9 protein-coding genes and 1 pseudogene are annotated in these 13,632 nt (G+C 67.7%); 2 read left to right on the top strand and 8 right to left on the bottom strand.

Features of this window, described 5'->3' with window-relative positions; translation table 11 throughout:
* The first annotated feature begins 24 nt into the window (after positions 1-24).
* Together Q0747_RS04295 and Q0747_RS04290 are read left to right on the top strand one after the other, a co-directional pair.
* Positions 25-765, top strand: coding sequence for a LysR family transcriptional regulator substrate-binding protein (locus tag Q0747_RS04295; RefSeq protein WP_298252016.1), 741 nt, complete (start codon positions 25-27; stop codon positions 763-765).
* The gene (locus Q0747_RS04290) at positions 755-2,431 is read left to right on the top strand and encodes an FAD-binding dehydrogenase (RefSeq protein ID WP_298252015.1); all 1,677 of its coding nucleotides are present in this window, start codon (positions 755-757) and stop codon (positions 2,429-2,431) included. Before Q0747_RS04295 ends, Q0747_RS04290 begins: the two co-directional genes overlap by 11 nt.
* A 9-nt stretch (positions 2,432-2,440) precedes the next feature.
* On the opposite strand, the gene Q0747_RS04285 is transcribed toward Q0747_RS04290, so the two are convergent.
* The 8 genes and pseudogenes from Q0747_RS04285 to Q0747_RS04250 all read right to left on the bottom strand — a co-directional run bounded on the left by Q0747_RS04285 (position 2,441) and on the right by Q0747_RS04250 (position 13,456).
* Positions 2,441-3,841, bottom strand: coding sequence for a GntP family permease (locus tag Q0747_RS04285; protein ID WP_298252014.1), 1,401 nt, complete (start codon positions 3,839-3,841; stop codon positions 2,441-2,443).
* A complete protein-coding gene (locus tag Q0747_RS04280; RefSeq protein WP_187393241.1) occupies positions 3,838-4,380 on the bottom strand; it encodes a gluconokinase in 543 nt (180 codons plus the stop codon). Before Q0747_RS04280 ends, Q0747_RS04285 begins: the two co-directional genes overlap by 4 nt.
* Positions 4,381-4,538: 158 nt before the next feature.
* Positions 4,539-5,780, bottom strand: a complete 1,242-nt coding sequence (locus Q0747_RS04275; protein ID WP_298252013.1) for an MFS transporter — start codon at positions 5,778-5,780, stop codon at positions 4,539-4,541.
* Between the two features lie 36 nt (positions 5,781-5,816).
* Entirely contained in the window at positions 5,817-6,653 is an 837-nt protein-coding gene (gene narI, locus Q0747_RS04270; RefSeq protein WP_298252012.1) for a respiratory nitrate reductase subunit gamma, read from the bottom strand.
* Positions 6,650-7,348, bottom strand: coding sequence for a nitrate reductase molybdenum cofactor assembly chaperone (gene narJ, locus Q0747_RS04265; RefSeq protein ID WP_298252011.1), 699 nt, complete (start codon positions 7,346-7,348; stop codon positions 6,650-6,652). Before narJ ends, narI begins: the two co-directional genes overlap by 4 nt.
* A complete protein-coding gene (gene narH, locus Q0747_RS04260) occupies positions 7,348-9,024 on the bottom strand; it encodes a nitrate reductase subunit beta (protein WP_298252010.1) in 1,677 nt (558 codons plus the stop codon). Before narH ends, narJ begins: the two co-directional genes overlap by 1 nt.
* Positions 9,024-12,749, bottom strand: a pseudogene (locus Q0747_RS04255) (nitrate reductase subunit alpha). Before Q0747_RS04255 ends, narH begins: the two are co-directional and overlap by 1 nt.
* A 212-nt stretch (positions 12,750-12,961) precedes the next feature.
* Positions 12,962-13,456 carry a Dps family protein gene (locus tag Q0747_RS04250; RefSeq protein ID WP_148599861.1) on the bottom strand — a complete coding sequence of 165 codons (495 nt, stop codon included), beginning with the start codon at positions 13,454-13,456 and terminating at the stop codon, positions 12,962-12,964.
* Positions 13,457-13,632 lie beyond the last annotated feature (176 nt).

The raw sequence follows: 13,632 nt of genomic DNA, 5'->3' as shown, positions 1-13,632 counted from the left end.
GAGCCCAGGCGCTACTGTGATCAGGTGCCCGCCGACCAGCCCCGCGTCCTCTCCGTCGGCTTCGTGCCGGGCGTGACGCCGGGCAAGTGGGCGTCGAGGTGGCGTGAGCGGCACCCCAGCGTGCCCCTGGAGCTCCACGAGCACGACGCCGACGCCGCCCTGGAGGGCCTGCGGAACGGATCCGACGACGTCGTGTTCGTCCGCCTGCCGGTGGAGCGCGCCGGGTTGCACCTGATCCCCCTCTACGAGGAACAGCCCGTGGTGGTGATGTCGCGGGAGAACGAGCTCTCGCTCCTCGACGAGGTGCCGCCCGAGGAACTCGGGGCGCAGACCCTGCTCGACGTCGGCGCGTGCGGCGGACCGGGGAACGCCGTGGAGGTGGCTGCCTCCGGCGCGGGGGTTGTGGTCCTGCCGATGTCCCTCGCCCGGCTGCATGCGCGCAAGGATGCGGTGCACCGCCCGGTACCGGGCCTGCCGGTGACCACCATCGGCATCGCGTGGCGGGTGGAGGACGAGTCGGACGACGTCGAGGAGTTCATCGGCATCGTCCGCGGACGGACGGCGCAGAGCTCACGGCAACCCTCCCGGCAGGAGGCCCCGAAGAGGACCGCTGCGCAGAAGGCCGCGGCGAAGAAGGCCGCCACCGGCCGGGGCGGGGGACAGCAGGGCAGTGGACAGCAGGGCAGTGGACGAAAGGGCAGTGGACAGCAGAGCCACAAACAGCAGGGCAGCGGGCAGAAGGGCGGCAGACGGCGTGGACGCTGACGTCATCATCGTCGGAGCAGGGCTTGCCGGCCTCGTCGCCGCCAACGAGCTGATCCGGGCGGGCAGGACGGTCCTCGTCGTGGAGCAGGAGAACGCCCGCAATCTCGGAGGCCAGGCATTCTGGTCCTTCGGGGGTCTCTTCCTGGTCGACACCCCGATGCAGCGCCGGCTCGGCGTGAAGGACTCGTTCGACCTCGCCTGGCAGGACTGGCAGGGCTCGGCGGGCTGGGACCGCCTCGAGGGCGAGCTTCCCGAGGACGAGTGGGCGCAGCGGTGGGGACGCGCGTACGTCGAGTTCGCGGCCGGCGACAAACGCCCCTGGCTCGAGGAGCAGGGCGTGAAGTTCACGCCGCTGGTGGGCTGGGCCGAGCGGGGTAGCGGTTCGGCGGCGGGACACGGCAACTCCGTGCCCAGGTTCCATGTCCCGTGGGGCACCGGGACCGGGATCTCCGAGCCGTTCGCCGACAGGGCCCGCGCGGCCGCGGAGGAGGGCTCACTGGGCTTTTGTTTCCGTCACCGCGTCGACGGCCTCGTCCTGGACGGCTCCACGGTCGCCGGGGTCCACGGGACGGTCCTGGCGCCGGACGACGCCGCCCGGGGTGTCAGCTCGACCCGCGACGCCGTCGGCGCGTTCGAGCTGCGGGCCCAGGCCGTAGTGATCGCCAGCGGAGGGATCGGTGGGGACCACGAGCAGATCCGCAAGTGGTGGCCCCCACGCCTGGGCACGCCGCCGTCGACCATGATCACCGGGGTGCCGCGGCACGTGGACGGACGCATGCTCGACATCGTCGCCGACGCCGGTGTCCGCCTGGTCAATCGGGATCGCATGTGGCACTACACCGAGGGCGTGCGGAACTGGGACCCTGTCTGGCCGCAGCACGGCATCCGGATCCTGCCGGGTCCGTCGTCGATGTGGTTCGACGCCCTGGGGCGGAGGCTGCCCGTGCCCGGCCTGCCCGGGCACGACACGATCGGGACCCTGAAGCTCCTCCGCACCACCCCGGACCTGGTCGAGTACGACCACTCCTGGTTCATCCTGACGCAGAGGATGATCGAGAAGGAGTTTGCGCTCTCGGGCTCGGAGCAGAATCCCGATCTCACGGACCGGGACCTGAGGCTGCTGCTGCGCAGCAGGCTGGGTCGCGGTGCGCCACCACCCGTCGAGGCGTTCAAGGATCGAGGCGAGGACTTCGTGGTCGCGAGCACCCTTCGCGGACTCGTGGCGGGCATGAACCGGCTCACCGACACGGCGCTGCTGGACCACGACCTGATCGAGCGTCAGATCGTCCAGCGTGATGCCGAGCTGGACAACCCCTATTCCAAGGACGTCCAGGTCATGAGCATCCACAATTCGCGGAGGTTCCTCGGCGATCGGCTCACGAGGACGGCGAAGCCCCACAGGATCCTCGATCCGGCGGCGGGGCCGCTGATCGCGGTGAAGCTGCACATCATCACCCGGAAGAGCCTGGGCGGCATCCAGACCGATCTGACCGACAGGGCCTTCGATACGGCGGGAACGCCGATCCAGGGCCTGTACGCGGCGGGCGAGGCCGCGGGGTTCGGGGGCGGAGGCGCCCACGGGTACAACGCCCTCGAGGGCACCTTCCTGGGTGGGTGCATCTTCTCAGGACGGACCGTGGGCCGTTCCCTGGCCGCGCTGCTGTAGCCGCGGCCGTCAGCCCGCCGAGGCGAGGGCGAAGACCGCCGCCGCGATGGCGAAGCCCATGACGCCGATCGTCGTCTCCATGACGGTCCACGTCTTCAGCGTGGTCTTGACGTCCATGCCGAAGAACCGCCCCACGAGCCAGAAGCCGGAGTCGTTCACGTGGCTGGCCACCACCGAGCCGCCGGCGACGGCGACCACGAGGGCCGCGAGCTGGAACGTGTTGTAGTCGCCCGCGAGGATGGCGGGGGAGATGAGGCCGGCCGCGGTGGTCAGTGCCACGGTCGCCGAGCCCTGGGCGATGCGCAGGATCGCGGCGATGAGGAAGCCCGCGAGGATCAGCGGGATGCCGAGCTCGCCGAGGACATCCGCGAGGGCGTCGCCGATTCCGCTGGTGCGCAGCACGCCGCCGAACATGCCGCCCGCCCCGGTGATGAGGACCACGGAGGCGATCGGCCCGAGGGCGGATTCCAGGGTGCTCTCGAGGACGGTCTTGTCCATTCCGCGCCGGCGGCCGAGGACATAGGCGGCCACGAGCAGGGAGATCAGCAGGGCCACGGGTGTCTCACCGAGGGTCCTGAGTACCTGGAACCAGGTCTGGTCGGCGAGACCCTCGTCGGCCGAGCCCGATCGTGCCACGGTGTTCAGCCCCGTGTTGAGGAAGATCAGCACGAGGGGGAGCAGGAGGATGGCCACCACGGTGCCGAATTTCGGAGGATTGGCCTCCGCATGCTCGTCCGCCGTCCCGAGGAGTGCCGGGACGGGCAGGACGTACTTCTTGCCGACCCAGAGGCCGTACAGGTAGGAGGTCACGTACCAGGTGGGGATGGCGGCGACGAGGCCGACCATGATGACGATCCCCACGTTCGCCCCGAAGAACTCGGAGGCGGCGACCGGTCCCGGATGCGGGGGGACGAAGATGTGCATGACCGAGAAGGCCCCCGCGGCCGGCAGACCGTACCGCAGCACACCACCACCGAGGCGACGGGCGATCGAGAAGACGATCGGCAGCATCACCACGAGTCCGGCGTCGAAGAAGATGGGGAACCCGAAGACCAGTGAGGCGACTCCCAGGGCCAGGGGTGCCCTCTGCTCACCGAAGACCCTGATGAGGTAGTCGGCGAGGACCTTGGCACCGCCACTGGTCTCGACGAGCCGGCCGAGCATGGCGCCGAGACCCACGAGGAGTGCCACGGCGCCCAGCGTGGAACCGAAGCTCCCCACCAGGACGGTCACGATCTGGGACGTCGGGATACCCGTGGCGAAGGCCGTCGCGAGGCTGATGAGGATCAGGGCCACGAACGCGTGGAGGCGGAGCGTGATGATCAGGAACAGCAGGACGAGGATCGCCGCTGCGGCGATCAGCAGGAGCGGACCGGCGGTCAGGGTCTGGGTCCATCCTTCGACGGTCATGGCGTCTCCTCCTGCAGGGGGTCGGAATGCTCGAGGCCGAGCTGGTCGATCACGCCGGCGGTCACCTCGTCGGGAGTCCCGGTGTTCATGATCCTGATGCCCTGCTCGTCGGACTCCAGCGGTTCGAGCGTGCTGAGCTGTGACGGCAGGAGCGACTGCGGCATGAAGTGGCCGCTGCGGGTCTTCATGCGGTCGAGGATGAGATCCGTGTCGCCGAGCAGGTGCACGAACCGGACCTCGCCCGCCGCCTGCGCGAGGACGTCGCGGTAGGCGCGCCGCAGGGCCGAACACGTGATGACGGTACTGGTACCGGCCTCCGCCTGCTCGGTGAGCCAGGCGCGGATCGACTCCAGCCAGGGCCAGCGGTCCTCGTCGGTCAGTGGTGTCCCGGACGTCATCTTCTCGATGTTCTCCGCGGAGTGGAACTCGTCCGCCTCGGCGAACGTCCACCCGAGTGTCTCCGCCAGGTGGGTGGCGATGGTGGTCTTGCCGGAACCCGAGATTCCCATGACCACCACGTGGCGCGGTTGTGCATCCATTCTGACTCCCTTACCCCACAGCGGGGATCACGATGTCGGGTAAACCTAGCATCATCGGCGCATGGGTCCCATGCCGGCTTCTACCTGAGCGGACCACGGACTCGGTCCGAGTGCGTGTCCGGGGTGGTCAGTCGGTGCTCCGGCGATACCGCGCGAGATCAGGGATCGGCCCGCGCGTCGACCTTTCCACCATTGCGCACGGTGAGGGAGAGCAGCAGGGACAGAACCGCGAATGCTGCCAGTAGTGTCAGCCCGACGAAGTAGCTGCTGTTCTCGGTGTTGTAGGTGGCACCCATGACCAGCGGTGGGAAGTACCCGCCCAGACCGCCGGCGGCCGCGATGATGCCGCCGATGGTTCCGACGTTCCTGGCCGGGGCTGCCCGGCCTACCCAGCCGAAGACCCCACCGGTGCCCAGACCGAGGAAGAGTGCCATGAGGAGGAAGACGGGCCCGTAGACGCGTTCCTGCCCGGGTTGGAGGGCCACGACCATCGCGAGCACGGCAGTGCCGCCCAGGGACGCCAGGGTGACGGTCCTGGGTCCGATCCTGTCAGCGAGGATCCCGCCGACGGGGCGGGCGATGACAGCGGCCAGGGCGAATCCCGCGGTGCGGGTACCGGCGGCGGTGGCGTCGAAGCCATACACGTTGTCGAGATAGGTCGGCAGATAGTTCGAAAATGCCACGAACGCGCCGAACACCACCCCGTAGAGGAAGCACAGCTGCCAGGTCACCTTCAGGGTGAAGGCGTGGCCGATCTTCGGCAGGACCGGCTCGGGGGTCTTGGCCGCATGCACGGGTGAGTCGCGCAGTAGCAGCCAGCTGACCAGGGCCATGAGGGCGACGATCACGGCGACGGTGATGTGCGTACCCAGATATCCGATTCCGGCCACGAGGCGGGGAGTGAGGAACGCCGAGACGGCGGTGCCGATCATGCCGGCACCGAAGACACCGGTGGCGAAGCCCTTGCGGTGGGACTCGTACCAGGCGGAGCAGAACGGGATGCCGATGGCGAAGACCGTGCCGGCGATACCCAGGAAGAACGCCGCAGCCACGAGCAGCCCGAAGCTGTTCAGCTGCCCGATCAATCCGGTGGCCAGCACCAGCGGGGCCGCCATGCCGAGGATGACGGTGAACATCACCCGTCCCCCGTAGCGGTCGGTCAGAGCTCCCACGGGAACACGGAAGACGGAGCCGACGAGGATCGGCATCGCCACCAGGACGGCGGTCTGGGTGGCATCGAGCTCCATCTGCTGGGCGTAGCGCCTGGAGAGCGGACCCACGATGGTCCAGGCCCAGAAACCGACCGTGGACGCCAGCGTGGCCAGGACCAGGTTGCGCAGCTGCCCGGCTCTGAGATCCGGGTCAGTGCCGGGAGATGTCGCTCGGGAGGTGGATGCCATGGTCGTCCTCGTGCGGTCGGTGGATGAGACGGGACATCAACGTCGGCCGGCCCTCCTGCGGGGCGAAGGTGCCCTCGTGGCACCGCGGGCCCGGTCCTGGGTGCCCACAGGTTCCCAGCCGCGGTGGCCGGATGAGTGGTGATGCGACGAGGAGCCGGTGTCGCGGGAGCGGTAGACGATGTATGGACGGAAGAGGTAGTGCACGGGTGCCGTGAACGCGTGCACGAGGCGGGTGAACGGCCAGATCGCGAACAGGGCCATCGCCCACAGCGCGTGGAGCTTGAAGGACGGCCCGGCGGCGGCCATGGCTGCGACATCCGGCTGGAAGATCCAGATGGAGCGGAACCACGGGGAGACTGTCTGCCGGTAGTCCGCGACCGAGTGGTCGAGCACCGAGATGACGGTGGTGGCCAGTCCCGTCAGCAGGGCCGCCAGGAGCATGACGTACATGAACTTGTCGTTCTTGGTGGTCGCCATGAACACGGGGCCGGTGGTGCGGCGGCGCCAGACGAGCAGGACGATCCCCACGAGGGTGCCGATCCCGGCGATCGTCCCGATGCTCAGGGCCATGAAGTGGTACATCCCCTCGGTCATGCCCACGGCGGCAGTCCAGGACGCGGGAATGAACAGGCCCATGATGTGCCCCGCCAGGACCGCGAGGATCCCGAAATGGAACAGCGGGGAGGCGATGCGCAGAATACGGGATTCATAGAGCTGCGAGGACCGGGTGGTCCAGCCGAACTGGTCGTACCTGTAGCGCCACACGGTGCCGCCGATCACGACGGCCAGCACTACGTAGGGGAGCACGCCCCACAGCAGGATGCTACCTACGCCCGTGTCAGCGTTCTGAACGATCGGGGCAACGCGGTTCATGGAGTGCTCCTTCGGCTGACGGGCAGTAACCGGGGATCGTAGGGATCCAGGCCGACGGACTCGGTGGGCGGACCGTAACCGGCCATCCGCATCACGGCGTCGCGGTCCTCCGGGGAGACCCCGGGAAGGGTGGAGCACACGAGGGCGACGGCGCCGCGGTACGGCAAATGATCGTCACGCAGCGCGAGCCGCAGCAGTTCGAGGGAGGGGCGGTAGCGCTGCAGCAGCTCGTAGCCGTCCTCCGGGGAGATCCTTGCGGCGAACTCCAGCACCAGCGGCAGATAGTCCGGAAGCTCGGATTCCTCGGGATCTGCCCCGTGGGAGCGATAGATCTCCTTGAACGCCGCCAGGGCCTCCCCCCGACGGCGGGTGTCGCCGTCGGTCCAGTACGTCAGGTGCAGGCTGTGGCGGCGGGAGAGGTCGAACTCCTGGACATAGTCGGACTGCACCTGCTCCAGCGGTCGGGCCGTGAACCAGTCGAGGAGCTCCTCGATCTCCTCCACCGGAGCTCGCACCTCCTCGAGGGCAGCACGAAGGGTCGGCAGCATCGTCAGAAGCTGGTGGTCCGGATAGCCGAGGAGCAGAGCGGTGGCCTGGCGGATCACGGCGCTGCGCCGGGGATCGGTGTCGGTATATATGCCGGGATCGACGGTTCCCGGTCCGGCTTTGCCGAGCAGCTTCTCCAGCACACCCATCAGTTCGTTCCGTTCCTAGGTCCGCTGTCGGGCGGGAACAACCCCTGGGGGTTGCCCCGGCCGTCCCAGTTGAGCAGGTTGACCCGTCCGGCCAGGCCCTCGTTGCCGGTGGGATCCTCGCCGCGCTGCCGTGCCTGCAGGGCGTTGAAGTTCTCCGTCGCCACGGGCATCGGTCGGCCGGAGGCCTCGCCGAACACGCCGGTCTGGCCCATGCCCGGCCCGCCGTCGACGTCGAGGGAGCAGCCGATCTCCTCGAGGTTGTGTGCCTCCTCCAGATGAGCGGAGGGGATGACGTAGCGTTCCTCGTACTTGGCGATCGCCATGAGCCGGTACATCTTCCGGATCTCGGCACCGGTCATCCCGACAGCCTCGGCGATCCCCTCGTCCGGGTCCTCGCCGAGGGCGATGTCGCGCATGTACGAACGCATGGCGGCCAGTTTGCCGAGTACCTCACGGATCGTCCCGGTGTCCCCGGCCGTGAACAGCTCGGCGAGGTACTCGACCGGGATGCGCAGGGCGTCGATGGCCCCGAACAGGGTGGAGGCGTCCTCGCCGTCGTGACCCTGGTCCTTGAGCAGGTCCACCACCGGGGACAGCGGCGGCACGTACCAGACCATGGGCATGGTCCGGTACTCCGGGTGCAGCGGCAGAGCCACCCGCAGCTCCTTGGCGAGAATGTGGACGGGGGATCGGCGTGCGGCGTCGAGCCAGTCCTCGGGGATGCCTTCGGCACGAGCAGCGGCGACTACGTCGGGGTCATGGGGATCGAGCATGATGTCCAGCTGGGCCTCGTAGAGGTCCTGCTCGTCCGGGGTCGCGGCGGCCTCGGTGACCCGGTCGGCGTCGTAGAGGACGATGCCGATGTAGCGCAGCCGGCCCACGCACGTCTCCGCGCACACGGTGGGGATGCCCACCTCGATGCGGGGGTAGCAGAAGGTGCACTTCTCCGCTTTGCCGGATTTGTGGTTGTAGTACATCTTCTTGTACGGGCAGCCGGTGATGCACTGGCGCCAGCCTCGGCACCGGTCCTGGTCCACCAGCACGATCCCGTCCTCCGCACGCTTGTAGATCGCGCCGGAGGGGCAGGAGGCCATGCAGGAGGGATTGAGGCAGTGCTCGCAGATCCGGGGAAGGTAGAAGGCGAAGGTCTGTTCGAACTCGAACGTGATCTTGTCCTCCGATTCCCGTCGGACCTTTTCCACGACCGGGTCCAGATGGCCCAGCTGGGCCGTACCGCCGAGATTGTCGTCCCAGTTGGCCGACCACTCGATCTTCATGTCCTCACCGGTGATCAGGGACTTGGGCCGGGCCACCGGGAAGTCGGTGCCGGCCGGAGCGGTGATCAGATTCTCGTAGTCGTAGGTCCACGGCTCGTAGTAGTCGTTGAGCTCGGGCTGGACGGGACTCGCGAACAGGCCGAAGAGCTTCGCCCAGCGCCCGCCTGCCTTGAGCTTGAGATTGCCGCGGCGATTGAGCTCCCAGCCGCCCTTCCACTTCTCCTGGTCCTCGTACCGGCGGGGATATCCCTGGCCCGGACGGGTCTCCACGTTGTTGAACCACACGTACTCCGTGCCGGCGCGGTTCGTCCACGCCTGCTTGCACGTCACCGAACAGGTGTGGCACCCGATGCACTTGTCGAGCGCCATCACCATCGCGACCTGGGCCATGACTCGCATCAGTACCGGACCTCCTGGGAACGCTTTCGGACCACGGAGACGATGTCGCGCTGGTTGCCGGTGGGCCCGAGATAGTTGAAGGCCCAGGACAGCTGTGCGTAGCCACCGATCATGTGGGTCGGTTTGACGAGGATGCGGGTGACCGAGTTGTGGATCCCGCCCCGGCGGCCGGTCGTCTCGGACTTCGGCACGTCGATGGTGCGCTCCTGAGCGTGATGAACATAGACCACCCCGGCCGGCATGCGGTGGGAGACGATGGCCCGTCCCACGTAAACGCCGTTGGTGTTGAGGCACTCGACCCAGTCGTTGTCGGAGACCTCGATCAGCGCGGCGTCCTGGGGGCTCATCCACACCGTGGTGCCGCCGCGGGAGAGGGAGAGCATGAACAGGTTGTCCTGGTACTCCGAATGGATCGACCACTTGTTGTGCGGGGTCAGGTACCGCACGGCGATCGACAGCTCACCGCGCTGCCCGAGCTGGGGCTCCCCGAACAGGCGGTGCATGTCCAGGGGCGGGCGGTAGATCGGCAGGGACTCACCCATGTCCTTGATCCAGTCGTGGTCGAGGAAGAAGTGCATCCGCCCGGTGAGGGTGTGGAACGGTTTGAGCCGTTCGATGTTGATGGTGAACGGGGCGTAGCGCCGACCTCCGGTCTCCGAGCCCGACCACTCCGGGGAGGTGATCACGGGAACGGGAGCGGCCTGGGTGTCGGCAAAGGTGATCCGCTTCTCCTGGGATCCGCGGGCCAGATCGGCCAGCTGGACTCCTGTGCGCTGCTCGAGCGTCTCGAATCCCTGTACGGCCAGCTCACCATTGGTGGTGCCGGAGAACAGCAGGATGGCCTCGGCCATCCGCGCGTCGGTGTCCACTGCGGGCCGGCCCGCCGCGGCGCCGGAGTCGAAGACGCCGTGCTTCTGCGCGAGCTGGCGGATCTGGTGGGTGACGTCGTAGGTGATGTGTTTCGTGGTGAATCCAAGCTTCTCCGCCAGCGGTCCGACGGCCGAGAACTTCTGCCCGACCGCGGCGTAGTCCCGTTCGACGATCTTCAGCTCCGGCAGATTCCTCCCCGGGACGGCCGGGATGTCAGTGCCCTTCCAGTCCGGAGCGTGGCCTCCGGGTTGGGCGAGCTCGCCGGGGGTGTCGTGGGTGAGTGCAGTGGCCACCAGGTCCTTCCGCACGCCCAGGTGGGCGCTCGCCTGCCGGGAGAATTCCTCGGCCAGCAGCCGGAACAGGTCGTAGTCCGTCTTGGCCTCCCAGGGCGGGCTGATCGCCGGGGTGAAGGCGTGCACGTACGGGTGCATGTCGGTCGAGGAGAGATCGTGCTTCTCGTACCAGGTCGCCGCCGGGAACACGACGTCGGAGAGCAGCGTGGAGCTGGTCATCCTGAAATCGGCCGAGACGAGCAGGTCGAGTTTGCCCTCGGGGGCTTCCTCGTGCCAGGTCACGTCCTTCGGCCGTGACCCGGCGTGGTCCTCCCCCATGACGTTGTGATGAGTGCCCAGCAGATGCTTGAGGAAGTACTCCTCGCCCTTGGCCGAGGAACCCAGCAGATTGGAACGCCACAGGATCAGGGTGCGAGGCCAGTTCTGCGGGGCGTCGACGTCCTCCACGGCGAAGCGCATGTCCTCGGCCTTGAGCCGGTCCGCGACCCACTGCGCCTCGTCGGCAGCTTCGCCGCGGGCCACACCCGCGATGGCCGCCTCGGCCACATCGAGCGAATTCTGGTCGAACTGCGGGAAGAACGGCATCCACCCCATCCGGGTGGACTTGGCGACCACATCGGCGGTGTGCATGCCCTCCAGATGACCCTGGGCCAGCGGGGACTGCAGGGAATCGGAGGAGTACCCGTCGGAGCGGAACTGGTCGGTGTGCATGTACCAGAAGGCCGTGCCGATCATGAACCGCGGCGGACGGGTCCAATCGGTGGCTGCCGCCATCGCTGCCCAGCCCGTGATGGGGCGGACCTTCTCCTGACCGACGTAGTGCGCCCAGCCGCCGCCGTTGCGGCCTTGGCAACCACAGAGCATGAGCATCGCCAGGATGGCCCGGTAGGTGACGTCCCCGTGGTACCACTGGCAGATGCCGGCGCCCAGGATGATCATCGACCGGCCTCTGGACTTCTCTGCATTGGTCGCGAATTCCCGGGCGATGCGGGCTACTGCCTGAGCTGGGACCGAGGTGATCTCCTCCTGCCAGGCCGGCGTGTAGGGCGTGTCGACGTCGTCGTACCCTGAGGCCCACTGTCCGGGCAATCCGGCTCTACCCACTCCGTACTGGGCGAGCATGAGGTCGAAGACCGTCGTGACCTGGCGTCCGGCAACTTCCGTGACGGGTACTCCGCGGTGCACCACCGAGCCCTCTCCCGTGGCGTCCGTGAAGGCGGGCAGCTCCACCGTACTCGTGGTCCCGCTGTACGATGCCGCGTCGGTGATCGACAGAGCCGGACGCACGCCCTGCAGATCCAGGTTCCACTTCCCCTCGTCTACCTCGTTGTAGCGGAACCCCACCGACCCGTTGGGCACCACCGGGGTACCCGCATCCCGATCGATCAGCACCGTCTTGAACGCCGCGTCGGAAGTTTCCGCCTCGGCGTTGCCCAGATCCGTGGCGGTGAGGAACTTGTCGGGCACCACGGTGCCGTCCGGTCGCTGCTCGAGGGTGACGAGGAAGGGTAAGTCGGTGTACTGCACCACATAGTCCTCGAAGAAGGGAACCCTTCTGTCCACGAAGTTCTCCTTGAGGATCACATGACCCATCGCCATGGCCAGGGCAGCGTCCGTGCCGGCCTGGGCCGGCAGCCACTCGTCGGCGAACTTCGTGTTGTCGGCGTAGTCGGGGCTGACGGAGACGACTTTCGTCCCCCGGTAGCGTGCCTCGACCATCCAGTGCGCGTCAGGGGTGCGGGTCACCGGGATGTTGGAGCCCCACATCATGAGGTAGGTGGCGTCCCACCAGTCGCCGGACTCCGGGACGTCCGTCTGGTCGCCGAAGACCTGAGGACTGGCAACGGGCAGGTCCGCGTACCAGTCGTAGAAGCTGTTCATCACCCCGCCGATGAGGTTGATGAACCGCGCGCCGGCCGCGTGGGAGACCATCGACATGGCCGGGATGGGGGAGAACCCGGTGCACCGGTCGGGTCCGTAGGTCTTGATCGTGTGCACGTGGGCGGCGGCCGTCATCTCCAGGGCCTCCTGCCAGCTCGAGCGCACCAGTCCGCCCTTGCCACGGGCCTACTGGAATGCCCGGCGCTTCTCCGGGTCGCTCACCACCGCCTGCCAGGCGAGCACCGGATCCCCACCCACCTCTTCCTTGGCCTGGCGGTACATCCCCAGCAGCACTCCGCGTACGTACGGGTAGCGCACGCGGGTCGGCGAGTAGGTGTACCAGGAGAAGGCCGCGCCACGGGGGCAGCCGCGGGGCTCGTACTCCGGGCGGTCCGGACCCACCGACGGGTAGTCGGTCTCCTGCGCCTCCCAGGTGATGATCCCGTCCTTGACGTAGACCTTCCATGAGCACGAACCGGTGCAGTTCACCCCGTGCGTGGAACGGACCACCTTGTCGTGACTCCACCGGTTCCGGTAGAACGCGTCACCGGCGCGTCCGCCCGAGCGGAACACCGCGCGACGGTCCGGGCTCTGGTCCCATCGGGTGAAGAACTGCCCGATCTTGAGGAGGGCGTCGGACGCGGGACCATCGGTACCCGGAGCTATAGGAGGGGTAGCCATGACGGAAAGCGTAGTGACGCCTGATGTCAGCACCAGGGTCCCAGGCCTCTGGTATCCCGATGCGTTTCCCTACCTGCCAGTCCTTGGGTCCCGGGTGAATCAGGCATCGGCGGACCCGGGATGAAGGCAGCGCGAAAGGGGGAGGGGAGGTGCCCACGGGCACCTCCCCTCCCTACGTGACTGTCACGCGTCAGTGCAGATAATGCAGTGGCTCAGACGGTGGCCTCTTCGGTGCCGACCGGCGTGACGACCTCTGCGGTCGGTTCCATGTTCTCGGCGTCGACCATCCAGGCGTACTGCTCGAGCTTCCCGATGAAGCCGTGGAGCAGGTCGGCCGTGGTGGGATCCTCCTCGTCGATCTGGTCGTGGACGTCGCGCATGGTCTTCACCGCTGCGTTCAGCATCCTGACCACGAGACCCACGGTGTCCTTGGTGGAGACGAGACCGGCCGGGAAGGGTTCGATCTTGGTGCCCTCGGCCACGGCGATGCTGCGGCCGTCCGGTACGGCGTGCAGCGCACGCATGCGCTCCGCCATGTCGTCGGCGAAGGTGCGGGCGTCGTCGATGATCTCGTCGAGCTGCAGGTGGAGATCGCGGAAGTTCTTGCCGACCACGTTCCAGTGCGCCTGCTTGCCCTGCAGGTGCAGTTCGACCAGGTCCACGAGGACCGCCTGCATGTTGTCGGTGAGGGTGCTTGAAGCCTTCATGAATCCTCCAGTGCTAGAGAAATGACCTCCTCCGGCGGCGTGGTGTTCACGCCGGGAAACGCCGGGGGACCGTTTTCAGCGTAGTCCCGGGTGTTGGCCAAATCCAACCGGAATCAATACGCTAAGGGGACTTACGGTCCAGTCGTGCCGAAACCCCGCACGAGGGGTATGGGCGG

Origin of the sequence: uncultured Arthrobacter sp. (assembly GCF_947493765.1) — a bacterium.
In the GTDB taxonomy this organism is placed as follows: Bacteria; Actinomycetota; Actinomycetes; order Actinomycetales; family Micrococcaceae; genus Arthrobacter_D.
The sequence above is the reverse complement of the archived record's forward strand: the minus strand, read 5'-3'. Positions and strand labels throughout refer to the sequence as shown.

Bases quoted from the DNA above. Each gene is read 5' to 3' on its own strand.
- Q0747_RS04250 (WP_148599861.1), bottom strand. From the start codon at position 13,456: ATGAAGGCTTCAAGCACCCTCACCGACAACATGCAGGCGGTCCTCGTG.
- narJ (WP_298252011.1), bottom strand. From the start codon at position 7,348: ATGGGTGTGCTGGAGAAGCTGCTCGGCAAAGCCGGACCGGGAACCGTC.
- Q0747_RS04280 (WP_187393241.1), bottom strand. From the start codon at position 4,380: ATGGATGCACAACCGCGCCACGTGGTGGTCATGGGAATCTCGGGTTCC.
- narI (WP_298252012.1), bottom strand. From the start codon at position 6,653: ATGAACCGCGTTGCCCCGATCGTTCAGAACGCTGACACGGGCGTAGGT.
- narH (WP_298252010.1), bottom strand. From the start codon at position 9,024: ATGCGAGTCATGGCCCAGGTCGCGATGGTGATGGCGCTCGACAAGTGC.
- Q0747_RS04275 (WP_298252013.1), bottom strand. From the start codon at position 5,780: ATGGCATCCACCTCCCGAGCGACATCTCCCGGCACTGACCCGGATCTC.
- Q0747_RS04285 (WP_298252014.1), bottom strand. From the start codon at position 3,841: ATGACCGTCGAAGGATGGACCCAGACCCTGACCGCCGGTCCGCTCCTG.